Origin of the sequence: Kitasatospora sp. NPDC056181 (assembly GCF_042266225.1) — a bacterium.
GTDB lineage: Bacteria > Actinomycetota > Actinomycetes > Streptomycetales > Streptomycetaceae > Kitasatospora.
In genome coordinates this window covers 22,356-40,249 of the sequence record NZ_JBHJUK010000077.1, presented here as the reverse complement: position 1 = coordinate 40,249, position 17,894 = coordinate 22,356, and the positions used below count along the sequence as shown (strand labels likewise).

Annotated in this window: 19 protein-coding genes and 3 pseudogenes; 14 read left to right on the top strand and 8 right to left on the bottom strand. The window is 71.3% G+C overall.

What is annotated here, in order from left to right:
• The coding region (locus tag ACFC1F_RS26290) for a MobC family plasmid mobilization relaxosome protein (RefSeq protein WP_376161802.1) at window positions 1-481 on the top strand (481 nt) is incomplete at its 5' end.
• Window positions 478-2,214 carry a mobilization protein gene (locus ACFC1F_RS26285; protein WP_376161800.1) on the top strand — a complete coding sequence of 579 codons (1,737 nt, stop codon included), beginning with the start codon at window positions 478-480 and terminating at the stop codon, window positions 2,212-2,214. The genes ACFC1F_RS26290 and ACFC1F_RS26285, both read left to right, overlap by 4 nt.
• A 176-nt stretch (window positions 2,215-2,390) precedes the next feature.
• On the opposite strand, the gene ACFC1F_RS26280 is transcribed toward ACFC1F_RS26285, so the two are convergent.
• Entirely contained in the window at window positions 2,391-2,714 is a 324-nt protein-coding gene (locus ACFC1F_RS26280; protein WP_376161798.1) for a plasmid stabilization protein, read from the bottom strand.
• 688 nt (window positions 2,715-3,402) lie between these two features.
• On the opposite strand from ACFC1F_RS26280, the gene ACFC1F_RS26275 reads away from it, so the two are divergent.
• Window positions 3,403-4,131, top strand: a complete 729-nt coding sequence (locus tag ACFC1F_RS26275; RefSeq protein ID WP_376161796.1) for a class I SAM-dependent methyltransferase — start codon at window positions 3,403-3,405, stop codon at window positions 4,129-4,131.
• A 7-nt stretch (window positions 4,132-4,138) separates the two neighbouring features.
• On the opposite strand, the gene ACFC1F_RS26270 is transcribed toward ACFC1F_RS26275, so the two are convergent.
• Together ACFC1F_RS26270 and ACFC1F_RS26265 are read right to left on the bottom strand one after the other, a co-directional pair.
• Entirely contained in the window at window positions 4,139-4,306 is a 168-nt protein-coding gene (locus ACFC1F_RS26270) for a hypothetical protein (RefSeq protein ID WP_376161794.1), read from the bottom strand.
• Between the two features lie 299 nt (window positions 4,307-4,605).
• Window positions 4,606-5,067, bottom strand: a pseudogene (locus ACFC1F_RS26265) (LLM class flavin-dependent oxidoreductase); the annotation flags it as partial.
• A 190-nt stretch (window positions 5,068-5,257) separates the two neighbouring features.
• Here ACFC1F_RS26265 and ACFC1F_RS26260 point away from each other — a divergent pair.
• A complete protein-coding gene (locus ACFC1F_RS26260) occupies window positions 5,258-6,223 on the top strand; it encodes a cation diffusion facilitator family transporter (protein ID WP_376161792.1) in 966 nt (321 codons plus the stop codon).
• 548 nt (window positions 6,224-6,771) lie between these two features.
• Here the strand turns inward: ACFC1F_RS26260 and ACFC1F_RS26255 are convergent.
• The 3 genes from ACFC1F_RS26255 to ACFC1F_RS26245 form a co-directional block, all read right to left on the bottom strand.
• Window positions 6,772-7,869, bottom strand: coding sequence for a glutamate--cysteine ligase (locus ACFC1F_RS26255; RefSeq protein ID WP_376161790.1), 1,098 nt, complete (start codon window positions 7,867-7,869; stop codon window positions 6,772-6,774).
• A gap of 260 nt (window positions 7,870-8,129) precedes the next feature.
• Window positions 8,130-8,498: a low affinity iron permease family protein gene (locus tag ACFC1F_RS26250; protein ID WP_209412286.1), complete on the bottom strand. Its 369-nt coding sequence runs from the start codon at window positions 8,496-8,498 to the stop codon at window positions 8,130-8,132.
• A gap of 319 nt (window positions 8,499-8,817) precedes the next feature.
• On the bottom strand, window positions 8,818-9,159 hold the full coding sequence (locus tag ACFC1F_RS26245; protein WP_376161788.1) for a helix-turn-helix transcriptional regulator: 342 nt from the start codon (window positions 9,157-9,159) through the stop codon (window positions 8,818-8,820).
• Window positions 9,160-9,268: 109 nt separating this feature from the next.
• Between ACFC1F_RS26245 and ACFC1F_RS26240 the strand changes: the two genes are divergently transcribed.
• From ACFC1F_RS26240 to ACFC1F_RS26215, 6 genes and pseudogenes are all read left to right on the top strand, one after another.
• The gene (locus ACFC1F_RS26240) at window positions 9,269-9,730 is read left to right on the top strand and encodes an STAS domain-containing protein (protein WP_376161786.1); all 462 of its coding nucleotides are present in this window, start codon (window positions 9,269-9,271) and stop codon (window positions 9,728-9,730) included.
• On the top strand, window positions 9,727-10,125 hold the full coding sequence (locus ACFC1F_RS26235; RefSeq protein ID WP_376161784.1) for a hypothetical protein: 399 nt from the start codon (window positions 9,727-9,729) through the stop codon (window positions 10,123-10,125). Before ACFC1F_RS26240 ends, ACFC1F_RS26235 begins: the two co-directional genes overlap by 4 nt.
• 279 nt (window positions 10,126-10,404) lie before the next feature.
• Window positions 10,405-11,919, top strand: a complete 1,515-nt coding sequence (locus ACFC1F_RS26230) for a CHAD domain-containing protein (protein ID WP_376161782.1) — start codon at window positions 10,405-10,407, stop codon at window positions 11,917-11,919.
• Between the two features lie 217 nt (window positions 11,920-12,136).
• A pseudogene (locus tag ACFC1F_RS26225) lies at window positions 12,137-12,235 on the top strand (hypothetical protein); the annotation flags it as partial.
• Between the two features lie 116 nt (window positions 12,236-12,351).
• Window positions 12,352-12,396, top strand: a pseudogene (locus tag ACFC1F_RS26220) (hypothetical protein); the annotation flags it as partial.
• Between the two features lie 30 nt (window positions 12,397-12,426).
• Entirely contained in the window at window positions 12,427-12,561 is a 135-nt protein-coding gene (locus ACFC1F_RS26215; protein ID WP_376161806.1) for a hypothetical protein, read from the top strand.
• A 206-nt stretch (window positions 12,562-12,767) separates the two neighbouring features.
• Here ACFC1F_RS26215 and ACFC1F_RS26210 read toward each other — a convergent pair whose 3' ends face one another.
• Both ACFC1F_RS26210 and ACFC1F_RS26205 read right to left on the bottom strand, forming a co-directional pair.
• Window positions 12,768-13,091, bottom strand: coding sequence for a plasmid stabilization protein (locus ACFC1F_RS26210; RefSeq protein WP_376161780.1), 324 nt, complete (start codon window positions 13,089-13,091; stop codon window positions 12,768-12,770).
• A gap of 118 nt (window positions 13,092-13,209) precedes the next feature.
• Window positions 13,210-13,692, bottom strand: coding sequence for a flavin reductase family protein (locus ACFC1F_RS26205; protein ID WP_376161778.1), 483 nt, complete (start codon window positions 13,690-13,692; stop codon window positions 13,210-13,212).
• Between the two features lie 243 nt (window positions 13,693-13,935).
• Here ACFC1F_RS26205 and ACFC1F_RS26200 point away from each other — a divergent pair, with 243 nt between their 5' ends.
• From ACFC1F_RS26200 to ACFC1F_RS26185, 4 genes are all read left to right on the top strand, one after another.
• A complete protein-coding gene (locus ACFC1F_RS26200; RefSeq protein ID WP_376161776.1) occupies window positions 13,936-14,367 on the top strand; it encodes an ATP-binding protein in 432 nt (143 codons plus the stop codon).
• Window positions 14,368-14,423: 56 nt separating this feature from the next.
• Entirely contained in the window at window positions 14,424-14,789 is a 366-nt protein-coding gene (locus ACFC1F_RS26195) for an STAS domain-containing protein (RefSeq protein WP_376161774.1), read from the top strand.
• Between the two features lie 30 nt (window positions 14,790-14,819).
• Entirely contained in the window at window positions 14,820-15,242 is a 423-nt protein-coding gene (locus ACFC1F_RS26190) for an ATP-binding protein (RefSeq protein WP_376161773.1), read from the top strand.
• A gap of 92 nt (window positions 15,243-15,334) precedes the next feature.
• A complete protein-coding gene (locus tag ACFC1F_RS26185) occupies window positions 15,335-17,725 on the top strand; it encodes a SpoIIE family protein phosphatase (RefSeq protein ID WP_376161771.1) in 2,391 nt (796 codons plus the stop codon).
• The last annotated feature ends 169 nt before the right edge of the window (window positions 17,726-17,894 follow it).

Sequence of the window (17,894 nt, the reverse complement as noted above, 5' to 3'; positions counted from 1 at the left end):
GGCAGACCCAGGGGGGCCTGCCGACGACCGGGGAGCCGGCCCAGGGGTGCCGACGGAGGGGGAGGAGCAGCAGAGCTCGCCGACCGTCGAAGCCGTCCGCGCAGCCACCCGACGCCGCCTGCGCCACAGCGTGCCGCGCACCAACCGTGTCTGTCCCCGCTTCAGCGACGCCGAATGGTCCCAACTCCAGAACGCCGCCGCCCGAGCCGAACTCGCCCCCGGCGGCTACACAGCCGCTGCCGCACTCGCCGCCGCCACGAGCACCGACCCGAACGCCGCCGTCGCCGACTACCGGCGCGGGATCCAGGAGCTCATGGAGTCCAACCGGCAGCTCGGCGCGGTGGGCAACAACCTCAACCAGGTCGCACACTTCCTCAACGCGGGCGGCCAGCCCGCCGCCGACCTCCGCGAACTCCTGCAGCGTGTCGAAGCCTCCATCGGCGCGGTGGACGACGCGGTCGCCTGGATGGTCCGCCGTTGATCCCCAAGATCCGCACCGGCACCGGGGGTACCTACGGCCTGGTCCGCTACCTCTTCGGGCCTGGCAAGCGCGACGAACACACCGACCAGCACCTCGTCGCCTCGTGGAACAACTTCGCCCCCGACCCCGGCCGCAACCCCCACCACACCATCGCCCAGCTCGCCGCCCAGCTCGACCAGCCGGTCAAGGCCATCGGCGACCGCGCCCCGGCCACCACGATCTGGCACTGCTCGGTGCGCGCCGACCCTGGCGACCGCCACCTTGACGACAACGACTGGGCCAACATCGCCCGCCGCATCGTCCACGCCACCGGCATCGCCCCCGAAGGCGACACCACTGCCTGTCGCTGGGTGGCCGTCCGCCACGCCGACGACCACATCCACATCGCCGCCACCCTCGTCCGCCAGGACGGCCGCCTCGCCGGCCTCAGCTTCGACCGGCGCAAGGCCCAGGCGGAGGCCCGTCTCATCGAGAAGGACTACGGCCTGCGCCAGCTCACCCCCGGCGACGGCACCGCCGCCAAGACCCCCACCAGCCAGGAACGGTGGAAGGCCGAGCGCACCGGCCGCACCGAGACCCCGCGCGAGACCCTGCGCGAAGCCGTCCGCCAGGCCGTCGCCGGAGCCGGCACCGAGCAGGAGTTCTTCACCCGCCTGAGGGAGGCCGGCGTGCGGGTGAAGCTCCGGCACGCCCCGTCCGGCGATGTCCTCGGCTACAACGTCGCGCTGCCCGGCGACCGCAACCGCGCCAGCGAGCCCGTCTGGTTCGCCGGGTCCACCCTCGCCCCCGACCTCTCCTTGCCGCAGATCCGCCGCCGCCTGACCAACGGACCCATCGACACCGCGCCGCCCCGGTCCGGCACCGGCTGGTCCACTCCCGCCCAGCACCGTCGCGACGCCGCCGGCATCGCCGAGCACGCCGCAGCCCTCCTCGACCAGGACGACGACGAGGCCGCCGCCCAGCTCGTCGGCGCCGGTGAACTCCTCGACGCACTCGCCCAGACCTCTCCGGCCGCCAGCCGGGCCGAACTGCGAGACGCCGCCCGTGCCTTCGAGCGCGCCACCCGCAGCCACATCCGCGCCGAGAACGCCGACATCCGCTCCCTGCGCGCTGCCGCCCGCGGAATAGTCCACGCCGGCGGTGCGCTCGGCCGTGGAGAGGACGGCGGTGCCACGGCAATGGTCCTCTCCACCCTGGTCCTGCTCGCCCTGGCCGCCGCGCGCTGGCACTCCGCCCGGGGCCACGCCCAGCAGGTAGCGGCGTCGCGGCAGGCCGCCAGCCACCTGCGCGCCGCCTACCGCCAGATCGCGGCCACTCCACTGCGGGCGATGCGCGAGATGGGCCAGGCTCTACCCGAGCCCGAACGCCACCGCCACGAAGTCACCATCCGCGCAGCCCTCGGCGAACCGGACACCCGCACCGGCACCAGCTGTCAGTACGACGCGCTGGCCGCCACCCTCGCCGAGGCCGAGAAGGCCGGCCATGACCCCAAGGCCCTCCTGGCGGAAGCCACCTCCTGGCGGGAACTCAACACCGCGCGCAGGACCGCCGACGTGTTGCTCTGGCGCATCCGCCGCATCGCCGACCTGCCCGCCAACCCCGGCCAGCCCGGCAGCGCGAAGGCCGGCACTTCCCGTGCCAGGCCCGCATCCGGCCGCACTGGCACCCGCGCCGAACCGCCAGCGCCCACCCGCTTGGCCACCGACCCCCGACGCCCGGCGCCTCGACGCTGACCAACAGGCTCGGCGGACGCCCACGTCCGTCGGCCGACACCCGCAACCCCACGACACCCAGCTCCAGCAGGTGTTACAGGCTCGGCGGGCTTCGGCGGTCTGGGCGGTTCGCCCGGCGGCATGGGGGTGGTGTCGGGGTCGGGTGGTGCGGGGACGGTGCCCATGATGTGGTGCTCCTACCGGCCGAGGGCGTGTTCGAGTTCCTGCTTGTTCATCTTCGAGCGGCCGTGGATGTTGCGCTTCTTCGCCTCGTTGTACAGCTGCTCCTTGGTCGGGCCCTGGGCGCCGCTGTGGGAGCGCAGGCCGCCGCGCCGGGAGGAGGACATGTCCTGTACCGAACTGCGGCTGGCGGTCTTCGACTCCCCGTGCCGGGCCCGTTCCTTGTTCACGGTGCGGGCGGCGATCTCCTCGGCCCGCTTCTCACTCTCACCGCGCTCCAGAGCGCTGCCCTTGATGTGCTCGTACTGCCGCTCCCGTTTCGGGCTCGATCCGCGAGGCATGGCTACACCCTCCTGTCCGATGACTGCGGGGAGCGCTTTTCCCGTATGCGCGAGATGAAATCCGGAGCCGGCGGCGGGTAAACCCGCCGCCACCCGGCCGGACGCGTGCCGCCCGCGCCGGCGAGGGTGCCGGGAGTGTGGCGCCGTCTGCTGCTGGCCGCTGCGCGTGCAGACCCGGTCGTCGAAGCGGCTGTGTGCCCCGAGGGCCTTAAGCTGGCGGCCGGCTCGAACAGGTTGTCCGGGTCCCCGGCGCGGCGCTGGTGGTCGTCCTGCTGGGCGTCGACCCCCGATTTTGGCCAGGTCGAGCGCGAGCAGCCCTGGCGCGATGGCGTTCGCCGGTAGGGCGGCCACGGTACTTCCGCCGACCCGGTACTCGCGCCGCTCGGGGTGATCCGCGGCGAACAGTGCGGCGCGGGCGGTGAACCCCACCGCGCAGGCGGGGGCCGACGCCGACGCCGGCCCCGGTAGTCGTGACTCGCGGAATGCAGGTTCCACAGGTTCCATGCTGCTCCGGCTTTCCCAGATACTGCGCGGCAAACAGGCCTCGTGTCGTGCGGCACCTGATGGTGGGACGTAGCGTCGAAGGGCGGACCCGCCGGTCCGGATGCAGGAGCGTGGGAGGTTCTGATGCCGGCCGCAGGGCTGTCCGATGTCGACGGCACGTCTCAGTCCGGTTAGCCGCGCATACGTGGACGACACCGGCGACTACACGGTCTCCGCGGAGTTCTACGACCTCTTGCAGGCCGAGACAGATCGCTGCCTGGCCGAGCGACGTTTCTCAGGCGCCGCCGCCCGGGCCCGCCATGCGATCCTGGACGTGGGCGCGGGCACCGGGATCGTCACCGAGGTCCTGCTGCGGACATCCGGCGTGCCTGTTCACGCCGTCGAACCCGCCCCGGCCATGCGCGCCGCCCTGCTGTCCCGATTGGCCCAACTGGGCGCCGATCAGCGCGCCCGCGTCACCGTGCACCCCGAAACCCTTGCGGAGGCAGGCCTGGCTGCGGTGGCGGACCTGGCGGTCGCCTCGAACGTGATCGCCTGCCTGGATCCCGCCACCAGGCGCGTCACCTGGCAGGAGGTCTCGGCAGCCCTCCTGCCAGGCGGCCTGCTGCTCTTCGACCTGCCACCGACCGGTCTGCCCAGTGGGTGCGAGTCGGTGGGGCGGCTCGGTCCTGTGCGGTTGGGCCTGGACCTGTACAGCGCCGACATCACCCGCCAGTTCCACCGCGGCGTCCAGCGGACGGTCTTCACCTACCGCGTCGAGCGCGAGGGGAAGCTGCTGCGCGAGGCACGGGAGTCGTTCGACGTGTGGCCCGCCCCGCCGGAGCGGCTCGGTGAGGAGCTCGAAGCCGCAGGTCTGCACGTGGTGGAGGCCCCCGGCTCCGACCTCATGGCTGCTCGCCGCCCCGATTGCTAGTGCCGCATCAGGCAGCGTTCGCTCTGTCGACCACCTCGCGGAGGCCTTCGTCGGCGCCGTACTTGTTCCGCCCGATGGTGTAGCCGCGGATCGTGCTGCCTTGCACCTTGCGGCTGATGCGGTCGGTGCCGTCCAGCGGGAAGTAGCGCAGGGCGGGCGAGCACCGTCTCCACATGCTCCTCCACGTCGTCGCCGCAGCTCACAGCTTCGGCGACCAAGTCGCCGGTGACGAGCCGGCTGGCCTGCTCGAAGTGTGCGGTGGTCGGGAGGATCTGGGCCAGCTCGACGGCAGGAGTTCGGTGGACCACAGCTGGTTGACGACATCGACGGCCATGTCCCGGTTGCTGCTCCAACGCACCCCTTCACGCCGCCGACCACCTTCTTGCCCTGGCCTCCGCCATCGCGGAAGGCGCCCACGGGGTCGGCATCTGAGGTCATCGTGACGAAGCCGTTCCCGATCCGGCCGGCCAACTCGGCGGCCCTGGGCCCGAAGCCGGACACGTAGACCGGCAGCGGACCGTCCGGGGCGGTGTAGAGCCGGGCGTTGTCCACGGTGTAGTGCTGGCCGCGGTGGCTGACCTGCTCGCCCGTGAACAGCCCGCGCATCACCTCGGCGGTCTCCTCCAGCGTCTCGGCCCTGACATCGAAGGACGGCCAGGTATCACCGTGGACATCCTCGTTCAACGCCTCCCCGCTGCCGACACTCCGTAGCGGACCTTGGGGTGGCCGAAGCCGCGGCGCAGGCCTGGCTCGGGCCCACCCGCCGAGATCCCACCGTGACGCCCCCGCGCCACCCTCTCCCTCCGTCGCGAGTCCGCCCGCACCGGGTGGGAAACCATCGATCAGCCGGAGACCGTCAACGTGCTCCCAGGAGGCACCACGGTGGATCGACGGAGACCCGCCCGGGTTGACCCCGCTTCCTCGGGGCAGACGCACCTACGGCCGGTACTCCACCTGGAGGAGCCATGTGCACGATGACGGAGATCGCACCCGCCACGGAATCCAGGAAACCCTGACCGGGTCTCCGGAACAGCCGTACTCTGCTGTTCCGATCACCATGGACCGCGATCCGAGCCCCTGGTCCCCGACGGGGGCCAGTCGCGCCCCGGCCGACCGGGCGACCCGGATGACCGTGGTGATTGCCCTGGTGGCCGACCTGGTGATTGCCGTCGCCAAGGCAGTCGCCGGGGTGCTCGCGCCGTCGCCCGCGCTGCTCGCCGAGTCCGCGCACTCGATCGCCGACAGCATCAACCAGGTGTTCCTGCTCGCCTCCCTGAGTCGCAGCCGCCGCCGGGCCGACTCACGCCATCCGTTCGGCTACGGCAAGGAGCGGTTCTTCTGGTCGCTGCTCGCCGCGGTCGGCATCTTCGTGACCGGCGGCTGCTTCTCCTTCTACCAGGGCGTCCACACCTGGCTGGCCCCTCCGGCGAGACCTGAGAGCTTCCTCCCGGTCTACGTCGTCCTGCTCGTGGCACTGATCGCCGACGGCGCCTCGCTCGTCCGGGTGGTCGTCCAGCTACGTGCTGAGGCTCGCACACGACGTTCCCGTCGAATCTGGCGGACCAGCGACCCCACGGCACGGACCGTCCTCGCCGAGGACTCCACCGCCGTCCTCGGTGTCCTGGTTGCCGCCGCAGGCGTCGTCGCCCACCAGCTCACCGGCAGACCGGCCTGGGAGGGTGCCGCAGCGGTGGCCATCGGCGTGCTCCTGATCGGCGTCGCCGTCCGCCTGGGCCGCGAGGCGCAGAGCCTGCTCGTCGGGCAGGCGGTCGACCCCCGCCTCCAGCGCGACGCCCATCGGCTGTTGGCGGAGCAGAAGGAGATCGACACGGTCACCGCCCTGCTCACCATGCGGCTCGGCGCCGATTCCGCGCTGCTGGCGGCCCGCGTGGACCTGCGGGAGGGCCTCGACAGCGAAGAGGTCGAAGAGGTGTGCGTGCGGATCAAACGGCAACTGCGCGAGGCCTGCCCCGTCTTCGACCAGGTGTTCCTCGACATCATCGACGCCGACTCGGAAGGCCGCGCCCAGGCTCGCGCCCTGAAACGCGAACTCGACGGAGTCGCCTCCGAGCGCGACGACGTACACGACTGACCCGGGTTCCCAGCCAGGCAGTTTCGTTTGGACGGGCGGACCAGAGGAACCTGCTGTTTCAGGCGTTGATGCACCGCTCGACTACCGGTCTCCCTTGGAGCCGTCCTCCGGCCGGATTCATGTCAGGCCCCCTGCCGTCGACACGGGTGGACGCTCAGGGAGGCGTCTGCCCAGGAGCTGTTCGGATACCCGGTCGTCCCAGTGGTGGACACCTGCTGAATCAGGGCCGTCCGTGTCAGCGGCCCGAGGGGTGCAAGCAGTCGGTGGAGGCCTCGACGACAACGGTGTCCGCCAGCCTCCCAGCGGCCTGCCCGGCCGCCCGCGGTGCGCGGAGCCGCCTGGGCGATGGCCCGCAGGCTGGCTGCGCAGGTGAGGCGGCTGTGCGCCCAGCGGTCATCGTGCTCCCAGATCCCGGCATCCGCCTCGCGCTGCCGGGCGGCGATCGTGTCGGCGACGGCCTGTCGCGATGGCCGGTGTCGGCGCGGTGGGTGCAGGGGTTGTGTCGGCGACAGGCCGCCATCGACCGGGCACGTGGGTTCGGGGCGCGGTCAGGTTCCGGTGGTCTGGTCGCTGATCATGGCGATCAGGCCTTCCCGGCCGTGTTCTCGCAGCACCCGGCGCTGGCGGGTGGCGCCGTTGCCCTCGCGCAGCAACCGCTCGAGTACGGGGACGATGTGTCTGCGGTCTCCGCTCCGGGTGAGCGCCGGGTCCACGGCGTCGAGCATGGTGGCCGCAGCCTCGCCGACCGCGACGAGTCGGCCGTGGACAGGGTCGAACACCTCGCTCGTGAAGCCGTGGCGCGCACCGTGCCACACGGCTGCGGCCAGGGCCTCCGGCTCGACGGCGGGGCCGGGGCGCCCCGTCGTCTCGTCGTTGATGGCCTGGTCAGCCAGGAGGCGGACGATGCCGGCGAGCAGCACCGCCTCGTCCGGACGCAACTGGACGTCCATGGCGCGGACCTCGACGGTGGGGTAGTGGTCGGACAACCTGATGTGCCAGTAGATCTGCCCCCGGTCGTGGATCAGCCGACGTGCCACCAGCGCGCGGGTGCGTCGGTCGTAGTCGGCTGCGTTCTCGAAGCGTGGGGGCGGTCCGCTGACGGGCCAGCGACTGAAGACGATGGTGCGCCAGCTGGCGAAACCGGTGTCGGTGCCTTGCCACAGGGGCGAGTTGGCGGCCAGCGCCACGAGCAGCGGCAGCCAGGGGCGCAGCCTGTTCATCAAGAGGATGCCGGTCGCGCGGTCGGGGATACCGAGGTGGACGTGCATGCCGGTGATCAGTTGCTCGTCGGTCAGTTGTGGCGCGTCGGTGTGCATGGCGCGGTAGCGGGCAGTGTCGGTGATCGGGACGGTGAGGCGGTCGGCGAAGGGGGCTGCGGCGGCTGCGGCGAGACGACAGCCGTCCGTGACGGCGGCTGCCCCGAGAGCGTGGCGCAGCCGCAGGAGGTGTCCCCCGACTTCCTCCAGCTCCCGGCAGACGGGCGTGGCGACCTCCAACTGGGCCTGCAGAAGTTCACGCTGTATCTCGGCCTCGGCGAGGGCGGGCTGCAGGCCGGCCGTTCGGCGCACCTGTTCCGCGCGGGCCCGTGGCAGGCCCGTGTCGAGGTCGAGCAGGAGGTACTCCTCCTCCACGCCGAGCGTGAGCATATCGAGCGGATACCCGGTGATCCGGACGCTATCCGCCTGTCGGCCATCCGGATGTCAACGCCGCCATCGGCCGCCTGCTCAACCCGGATGACGGGCCCGTTTGCGGGGCACCCGCTCGGCGCCGGGCGGCACGGCTCGGCGCGACTGAAGGCTGCCACCGGTGGTGAGTGCGCCGGAGAGACTTGGTTGTACCGGTGACTGCACCCTCCGATCCGCTCGGCGGGGGTGTGACCCGCCGACGGGTCGTGGGTCGCCGATCCTCAGAACCGTTCCTCCATGCGGATCGCCTTCCTGAGCTCGGTTTGCGCCTTGCCCTCGTGCCCCTCGTGCGTTTCGAGGAGAGCAGCGGCGATCGCGTCCAGCTTGCGCTGGACGGCATGCTCGGCGCGACGCTCGGCATTCTTGAGCAGCGCCAGCAGAAGGAGCGTGATGGCCGTCATCGTGTCCCCCACCAGGATCTGCCATTCCGTGGACAGACCGGCTGCGTGGACCACGATGAAGGCCGCCACCAGCATCACGCAGAACAACGAGAACGTCGGCGAGCTGGTGAAATTGGAGGCGACTTCGGCAAGCCGCTCGAACTGGCCGCGCCGGCCGTCGCTTCGGTCGGCCGGGTGTGAGAGGGTCATGCGCTCTCCCTACCACCAACGCTTCCGGCCGCGTCCTATGCCACGCGCGAGGCGCCCGGGCGGGCCGGATGCCACCGCCATCACGTGGGAGGCGGGCTGCCACGTCGACGTCGCGTACCCCGCCTGCACCCGCAAGGCGCCGATCCACGGCGAGTGGGCCCCGTGCCTCCGACTGCCACTGCCATGTGTTGCCGCCCTGCCGTGTCCGGCCTGCCTGAACGCGGACCGGCCGACGTCGCCGTCGACCCCGTGGGCGGGCCGTCCCCGCCAGGCGCAGCTCGGGTGGAGAGGGCGGTCGGTTGCGGGCCCTTGGTCTGTGTCAGCCGGCGCGGAGCTGGTGCGGGGTGGCGCCCGAGTGGTCTGTTCCCGAGGTCATGAGGTCGAGAAGGGCTGCCACGTGGAGGTGATCGTCGGCGGGGTGGCGCAGGTGGGTGTCGGGGGTGATCTCGTATCTGTTGCGGCGGCCGGTGCGGGTGTGGGCGAGGTAGCCGGCCTTCTCCAGGTCCGTGACGATGGCCTGGGCGGCGCGCTCGGTCAGATCGCAGTGGGAGGCGATGTCACGCAGCCGCGTCCCGGGGTCGCGGGCGATGGTCGCCAGGACACGTGCGTGGTTGGTGAGGAACGTCCAATTCGTCCTCGGGGGTGCCGTGTGCCGGTCCATGACCCCATCGTAGGCCTCACCCTTCCAGCATCACAAAAGGTGCATTTCGACTCCGGTTTTGCTTGACGTACATGGACTGGGCGACGCAGGATTTCAGTAAAAGTCGTCAGTGGCCAAGGAGCTCGCCATGTCCAGGTGGGAGTCCTCAACACGGCAGCGGCGCACCTCCCGGGGACCGGCGCCGGCGAAGCCGGGACAACACCGCGCCCCCGACGTGATCGCCGCCGGGAACAAGCCCGTCGGCGTGCGGCTCGCGGGCACCTCGCAGCACCCGGTCGCAGCTGTCTGCGGCGAGATCGACCAGGACTGCGCTGCACGTCTCGGGCGAGCGCTGATCAACGCCCTGGACGCGAGTCCAGGTGTCCTGATCATCGACATGACGGGCGTCAGCTTCACCGACAGCACCGGCCTGAACATCCTGCTGCGCGTGCGCGAGCGGGCCCGGCAGACAGGCAAGACCCTGTCGCTGCGCCCGGGCCGCTTCCTCTCCCGGATCCTCGACCTGACCGAGACCACCACCCTGTTCGCCATCGAACCAGCCCCTGACCGGAGAGGGGATGCACGGACATGACCTTCACCGAACCCGCCGTGCTGGTCGGCCTCCTCGGACCCGCCGAACGACCCGAGCGACTCCTGGTCAGACTCGCCGACGGCCGCCAGGAGGTGACCGCCCTCCTGGGGGAAGCAGCTGCACGCGCGGTGGCCGCCTCTTGCCTGCTACGCCCAGCCCACGCCGCCGCCTCCCTGACTCACTGGATTCAGGGCGGTCTTCCCATTCGCGTCTCCCGTTCCCGTGCCGCCGCCAACAACAGCGGCCCGGTCGCCTTCGCCGGCTTCGAAACCCGCCCGGACACCGCGGGATCCGACCGGCTGTCGGCGCACCGACTGCAGGCGCCGAGCCCTGGGGTTTCTCCCGCCACGGATGTTCGGCGCGGCGAACGCGGAACGAGCGCCGTGAGGCGGTAAGGGAATAGCGCCACAGGAGCGTCGACTCCGGCGTCACGGCGACTCCCGAGAGGCCGGCGGGGCCGAGGACGCGGCAGGGAGAGGTGCCGCCAAGGTGCGCAGGTTCTCCACGCGCTGGGGAGGTTCGGCGCCTTCGAACCGGTTCCCGGCCCTGCTGACGGCCGTCATGGGAAGGGCCTGCACCCTGTCGACCTGCCGCACCGCCCGGCACACCAGCGACGCGAAATCCTGCCCCCGGTGCTGGTGATTTGGATGCGCCACGTCGGACAGACGGACAGTATGGCGACACGACATCTGGAAACCGAACGGTCGTACGGTGGCGCGCTGCGCAAGCCGATCACTGCGGACGGCCTGTCCGGGGTGGCCTCCGTGCGCGCCGGTGCCACCGTGCGGCTGGACGCCATCTACTTCGACACGCCGGACCTCCGACTGCTGCGCCGGGGCGTGACCCTGCGCCGACGCAGTGGGGGCCACGACGCGGGGTGGCACCTCAAGACTCCCGAGCCGGACGGCAGCCGCGCCGAGACCCGCCTCCCTGCCGACACCGATGGCAGGGACCGACCGCCCGCGGAGCTGACCGCCCGGGCAGCGGTCCACTCGCGCGGCGGCCGGCTCGGCGCCGTGGCGCACCTGCGGACGCGGCGGGAGCCCACGATGCTGCTGGACGAGCACGGGGGGACCCTCGCGGAGATCGACCGGGACACGGTGTCCGCGGAGCTGGTCGGCCCGGTCGGCGCGACGCTCGGACGCGTCGACTGGATCGAGACCGAGGTGGAGCTGGTGGATGCGGGGCCCGAGCTCCTCGACGCGGTCGAGGAGCGGCTGCTGGCGGACGGCCTACGGCCGTCCACCAGCGCGACGAAACTCGGCCGCGCCCTGCACGACCGGCTCGAAGAGCTTCCGGACGGATCCCGCACCGCTCTGCCGACCGCTCCGAACGCCCCGCACTCCGTTGGCGACTGCCTCACCGCCTATCTTCGGACCCACGTCGCCGCCCTGGAATCACTGGACGCCGCCGTCCGACTGGACGGACCCGACGCGGTGCATCAGATGCGGGTCCACGTCCGACGCCTGCGCAGCGCGCTCGTCGCCCACCGGCGGCTCCTCCGCAAAGGGGCGGTGGACCACGTCGACGACGAACTACGCCGACTGGGCCGGATCCTCGGGCGCGCCCGAGACGCCGAGGTTCTGGGCGAGCAGCTCACCGCCGGCGCCGCCGACCTGCCTCCCGACCTCCGGCCGCGGGCGACTTGCCGACTGCTGGAGGCCGTTTTCCGGGACCGGTACCAGACCGCCTGGCGCGCATCCGTGCAGGCGATGAGCCGGCCCCGCTACTTCGCGCTGCTCGGCGTGTTGGAGGATCTGGCCGCCGAACCACCGCTGCGCGTCCGCGCCCGGCACGGCCGCAAGGAAGCCCGGAACGTCCTGACCCGGCAACGGAAGCGGACCGGACGGCGCCTGAGTGCTGCGCTCGCCATGCCGCCGGGACAGGACCGCGACGCCGCCCTGCACCGGGCACGGAAGGCCGCCAAACGCGCCCGCTACGCCGCGGAATGCACCGAGCCGCTCCTCGGGAAGCAAGCCCGTCGGCTGGCCAAGCGCACGAAACGCATCCAGAAGGCGCTCGGTGCCCACCAGGACGGCGTGGTCGGCGAGAGAACCATCCGCGAGCTCTCCGACCAGGCCCCACCCGGCATCGCCTTCGCGCTGGGCGCGCTCCACACCCGCCAGCGAGACGACGAGGACCGCCGGCTGTCCGAAGCCGCGAAGGCCGGCCGCCGGCTCGCACGGTGATCTCGCACCAAGTCGTGGTCGGCGGCGCACCGGCAGGCCGCCGGCCTGCTGAGCGCAGCCAAGGTCCTGCTCCATCCGCTCGGAGGCGCGCGCGACCCGCAGGTACAGCTCCTGGAGGTTGTGCGACACCCGCAGGGGCCAGGAGGTGTCGCGGTAGAACCGCTTGATCCCGCCCGTGATTTGCGGGACTCGCATAGGTCACGAACTCGACGCCGCGATGGTGGTCGTAGCCGTCGACGCCCTTGACCAGGCCGACGGCCGCAGGGCCGTGCTGGGTCTGCGGGTCGGCGCGGAAGGCGAGGGCGCGACCACGTGGATGGCGGTACTGTCCGAACTGCGCAACCGAGGTGTGGAGGATGTCTGCACCGTCTGCTGCCGACCGCCCGAAGGGCCTGGCAGAGGCCATCACGGCGGGTGGTGTACCCCACGAACATGGTGGAGTCGATCAACTCCCGGCCGCGGAAGGCCACCCGCAACCGCGGCCATTCCCCTTCGGAGCAAGCCGCGTTGAAGAGGCTCCATCTTGCCGTTCGCGAGCAGATCACGCCCAGGGCCCGCGACATCAACCACGTCGTCGGACACTGGAAGGAGGCGCTGAACCAGTTCTCACTCCTCTTCGAGGACCAGCTCAGCATCCCATAACCACAAGGGACTTACACCAGAACGCTTACCGCGCGGAGCGCGGCGGCGCAGGATCGGGGCCTGGCAGCGGTGGCCCCGGGTCCGGGTCCGGCAGCGGCGGGTGCGGCCGCGGATCGCCCGGAGCCGGGCTCGGGTGTGGGTGACCGGGGCCGGGTACCGGGGGGTGGGTGTCCGGGGCGGGAGGGACAGGCACGGTCATGGCGTACTCACCGTCCCAGGGCGTTCTCGAGCTGCTTCTTGTTCATCTTCGAGCGGCCCTTGATGTTGCGGTGCTTGGCCTCGTTGTAGAGCTGGTCGTACGTCGGCCCATGGGCGCCGCTGTGTGAGCGCCGGCCGCCGCGGTGGCCGGAGGAGACGTCGTGCCTCGAGCTGCGACTGGCGGTCTTTGACTCGCCGTGCCGTGCGCGTTCCTTGTTGACCATGCGGGCCGCGATTTCCTTTGCCCGCTCCTCGCTCTCGCCACGGTCCAGCGCGCTGTCTCTGATGTGCTCGTACTGGCGCTGACGCCTCGGGCTGGATCCCCTGGGCATGGGGCTGCTCCTCTCTGGGACGTCCGCCGGTCCCGCGCTGGCGGATCGACCTGCGCCTACCCGGCGCGCGACGTTTCAAAGCGTGACTCCTTGCCGGGGCGGTCGGCGAGCCCGGGGGTCAGGCCGGATGTCCGGCGTCGATGTCCATGACATCGACAAGGCGGAGCGGATAGCGCCCTGTCGTGGTCCTGGTGACGAAGGGGTCCAGGAGGAATCCCACGTGATCACCCCAGTCGACCCGGTCGAGGACTCGCCCCGCGAACCAGGCCAACGCGTCGGTGAGCACCGGGACTCCGGACGGGCCGGGCTGCCAGCCAACGGCCGCGAACTTGTCGACTGCGTCACCGCTGCGTCCGCCGAACAGCTCCGCGAGGTCGTGGCGCTGCGGCAGCAGATGGACTACGAGAACAGGAGAGTGCATCGCGACGGCGTAGGTGTGGTTCACCTTGGAGATCCACACCGTGAACCGGGGAGGCCGGATGGAGCACTGGCCTGCGAAGCCGACCAGGCAGCCTGCGCGCTGCCCGGCGTCGGTTGCAGCGGTGACCACGTAGACCGGCTGGGTGTCCAGCAACGCGACGAACGATTCGAATCCACCCATCTGTCGTCTCCCTCCGTGTCCTGCCGTCCAGCTGCCTCCGTCGGCTTTGTCCCGGTGATCGCAATGCGCAGAACGCGCCTACCCATTTCGACCGACATCGACGCGAGAACGGGTGACCTGCCCCTACCAGTGCTTTCGCTGCGTGCAAGGGTGCACTGTGAGGCGACCCAGTGGCGATCCGGCCGACCGGTGCGCACAGACACGGGGTGCCGATTGTGGTGGCCGCCCCAGGGTAGGAGCCAGGTGTGGACCGAACCTGAGGAGAGTCGAGGTGAGGTCGTGCGCTGTGTGCCCTCGCTCGACGTCGACCTGGACGGAGCCCCCGGTTCGGAAGGCCGAGCGCGAAGTGCTGCGCGCTGCTTTCTCGGCGGACTGGCCGGTCTCGGCCGGGGCCGGCTCAGCCCGCAGACCCGTCAGGACGCGGTTCTGGTGGTCAGCGAGTTGGTGTGCAATGCGTGCCGCCATGCACCGGGACCGTGCAGACTGACGATGGTGGTCGGGGACGAGGGCGTCGAGATTGCGGTCGAGGACACTAGTTCGGAGCTGCTCGACCCGGCCGGACGGCCGGGGCCGTCCGGGTACGGCCTGTTCGTGGTAGCCACCATTGGTCACCGGGTGCACGCCGCACGCACAGCCACCGGCAAGATCGTGGAGACCGTCGTCCCAAACCGCTGAGGGTGAAAGGCAGCGCCCCAACCGTGGGACGAGGGACACCGGGAGGAGACGAAGCCATGGACACCGACTGGGCCCAGGTCGGGCTCACGGTGGTGGTTCGCGCTTCGGGGCGGAGCGTGATCGTCCGCCCCGAAGGGGAGCTGGACAACGATACGGCAGAGCCACTGTACGAGGCCTTGAATACCGTCCTGCGGGGCCCGCCGGGCCCCGTGGTGGTGGACTGCGACGGTCTGTCCTTCTGCGACTCCACCGGCCTGAACCTGCTGCTTCGCGCTCGCCGCTCCGCCGAGGGCGACGGCCGGACGTTGCTGCTGGCAGGCCTCAGCCCGACTGTTTCCCGTCTGTTCGAGATCACCGGAGCGGGGACCATGTTCCGGATCTACCCCTCACTGGCCGACGCGCTCGCCGGCCAGGACGGCTGACTGCTGATGTCTGCCTCCGACCACCGCCGATTGGTTTTGGACCACGTCCCGGGTGTGGTCATCAAGTCCCGCGAGTTCACCTGCGCGGCCTTGCTCGACTGGGGCTGGCTCCCGGCCGCCGACGGCGAGCGCCGGGCCGTCGCCGAGGACGTCCTCCTGATCGTCAGCGAGCTGGTCACCAACGCCGCCATGCACGCTGGGGGACCGATCGAGCTGCGCCTGCGCCGCTCACCGGAGGGGCTGCGCGTGGAGGTGTCCGACACGAGCCCCGAGCTGCCCGTACTCCGGCACAGGATGGACCCCGCCGTCCCCGGCGGATACGGACTAAGGGTGGTCGCACTACTGTCCTGGGCCTGGGGCAGCGCCTCAGACGCCGGTGGCAAGACCGTCTGGTCGGAGATCGCCGCGCCGCCGGCCCGGCTGGAGCTCGCGAAAGGGCACTGCTCGGAATGAACGGCGCAAGTCGTCTGCCGCACTCGGCGCCGCCCACGCCCGCGGCCTAGGCTGGAGGAACTCCTCACTCTCGGTGCCTCTAAGGGGCGTGGATGTCGGAACCGCAGGGCGAAAGCACCCGGCTACGGGACACCATCGATCGCCTGCGCGGCGAGGTGGAGGGCCAACGCCGTGCCATGCGGACCCGGGCCGTGATCGAACAGGCCAAGGGCATCTTGATCGAACGGTTCTCGTGCACAGCGGACGAGGCCTTCAGCCACCTGGTCCAGCTCTCCCAGGACGGTAACCGCAGAGTCGTCGACATCGCCGCCGACCTGCTCGCGACGGTGGCGCCGCCGGACGCCGACGAGGGTGGCCCGGTCGCTGCGTTGCCGCAGCCGGCTCCGGTCGGCCGTGCGCCGGCCCCCTCGGGGCCCCGGGCGGGTAGTCGCTCGGTCGCGGGCGACTTCGCGGCCCGCTACCACCTCGCCGCCTCGGCCCTTGGTTCGGCCGAGGCACCCGACGAGCTCGCCGCCCTGCTCACCGAGGCGGCGCTCGCCCCGCTCGGTGTCGGCGCGGTCGCCCTCACCCTTCTGGAGCCGGACGGCGCGCTGAGGCTGGTTGCCAGCCACGGGGTCCCCGCCCATCAGCTCAGCCAGTGGCAGCGTATCCCGCCGAGCATGTCGCTGCCCATGACCGATGCCGTCCGCAACGGAACGATCGTGTGGGCCAGGAGATCCGAGTTCGCTGCGCGCTACCCCGACCTGAAGGGCGAGGACCTGGTGCCCGGAGAGACCGTCTGCGCCCTGCCACTGCGCACCGGGGAGCGGCTGATCGGTGCGATGAAACTCGGCTGGCCCGGTGACTTCCACGCCGACCGCCCGGTAGAGCGCTACCTCTCCGCGCTGGCCCGGCTCTGCGCCGCCCAGCTGCTACGGGTGCTCGCCCCGAGCACGGAGGAGGCTGGAGCGCCACTGCCGAGCGGTGAGCCGTGGTTCCGTGCAGTACTCGACGCCCTCCTAGATCCGGTCCTGATCCTGAACGCCGTCCGCGAGACCGAGGGGAAGGTCACCGACCTGCGCGTGGAGCACGCCAACGCCGCCACCATCGACCTGGCCGGCCGCACCGGCCAGGACATCACGGGCCGGCTGCTCAGCGAGCTCTACCCCGGCATGGTCTCCTCCGGCACCTTCCGGCACCTGCTCGACGTCGCCGCCACCGGCGTGCCCTACCGGGGCGAGGCCGAGCAGTACGTCGAGGTTGTGGGCGGCGCCGTGCACGGCTCGACCATGACGCTGCACGCCACCCCGTTCCTCGACGGCGTCCTGGTCAGCTGGCGGACCCACGATGAACAGGAACTCGGGGAACACCAGCTCGCCCAGGCCCAGCGGCTGGCCGGGATCGGCACCTGGCAGTGGGGCGTCTCCGCCGGGCATCTGGACTGCTCACCGGAGGTCTTCCGGCTGCTAGGCCGACCCGAGCGGGCCGCACTCGGCACTCTTGGCCTGGCGGAGGCGGAGGCAGTCGTCGCACCGGCGGACCGCGTCGCCGTCCGCCTACTGGCGGAGCGGCTGCTCGCCGGGCACGCCTCGGCCACGCTCGAGTTCCGGGTCGTCCGCGGCGACGGCGTCACCCGTACCGTCCGAGCGATCGCGGAGTCCGTGCCCGGTCAGCGGGACGGCGAACTGCTCGCCGTCCGCGGCGTCGTCCAGGACATCAGTGCTTGGCGCCGCACCGAACGGGCGCTCACCGAAACCCGCGCCCAACTCGCCGAGCAGGTACGCCAGACCGCCGTCGAGCACCGCGTCGTACGGGCTCTCCAACACGCGCTCATGGATGTGCCCGGTGGCCCGTCCCCGTCCAAGCTCGACGTGGCGGCCCACTATCTGCCGGCCGAGAGCGACGGCCGGGTCGGCGGCGACTGGTACGACGCCCTCACCCTCCCGGACGATACGGTTCTCATCGCCGTCGGTGACGTCTCCGGCCACGGACTGCGGGCGGCCGCCGGCATGGCGCAACTGCGCGACGCTCTGCGAGGCATGGCCTTCACCGGCGCCCAACCGGACCAGATGCTCCAGCGCCTCAACGAGATGCTCTGCCATCTCGGCAGCGAGTTCATCGCCACCGCCGTCTGCGGCCGGCTCGACCCCGAACACCGGACCCTCACCTGGGCCAGGGCCGGACACCTGCCACCCCTGCTAGTCCACGACGGCGCAGCCCGCTACCTCGACCAGCCTCCCGGCATGCTGCTCGGCGCCCACCCCGGCGCCGACTACCGCAGCACCGTATTGGACCTGGAACGCGACGACGTGGTGCTGCTGTTCACTGACGGGCTCGTCGAGCGGCGCGGTGAGAGCCTCGACCGCGGCCTCGGACGCCTGCTCACAGCGGCCGCAGAGTACAAGGTGCCCAACCTCCGGGGCCGCCTGGACCACATCCTGCGCCGACTCAAGGCCCCCAACCCGCAGGACGACACCTGCATCATCGGCTTGCAGCTGACCTGAATCCGGGCGCCTGCGATCGACGGCCGCGCGAACGCCGCGAAAGCCCGGGCCCCGGGAAGATTCGCTGACGACCACCCGATCAAAGCAGTCCGAGCAAGTCGGTTCGGTCGTCCACAGCCAAGGCTGACCCTCCGGGCGTGCGAGCCAGTGCGCCTGCCGTGTGAGCATC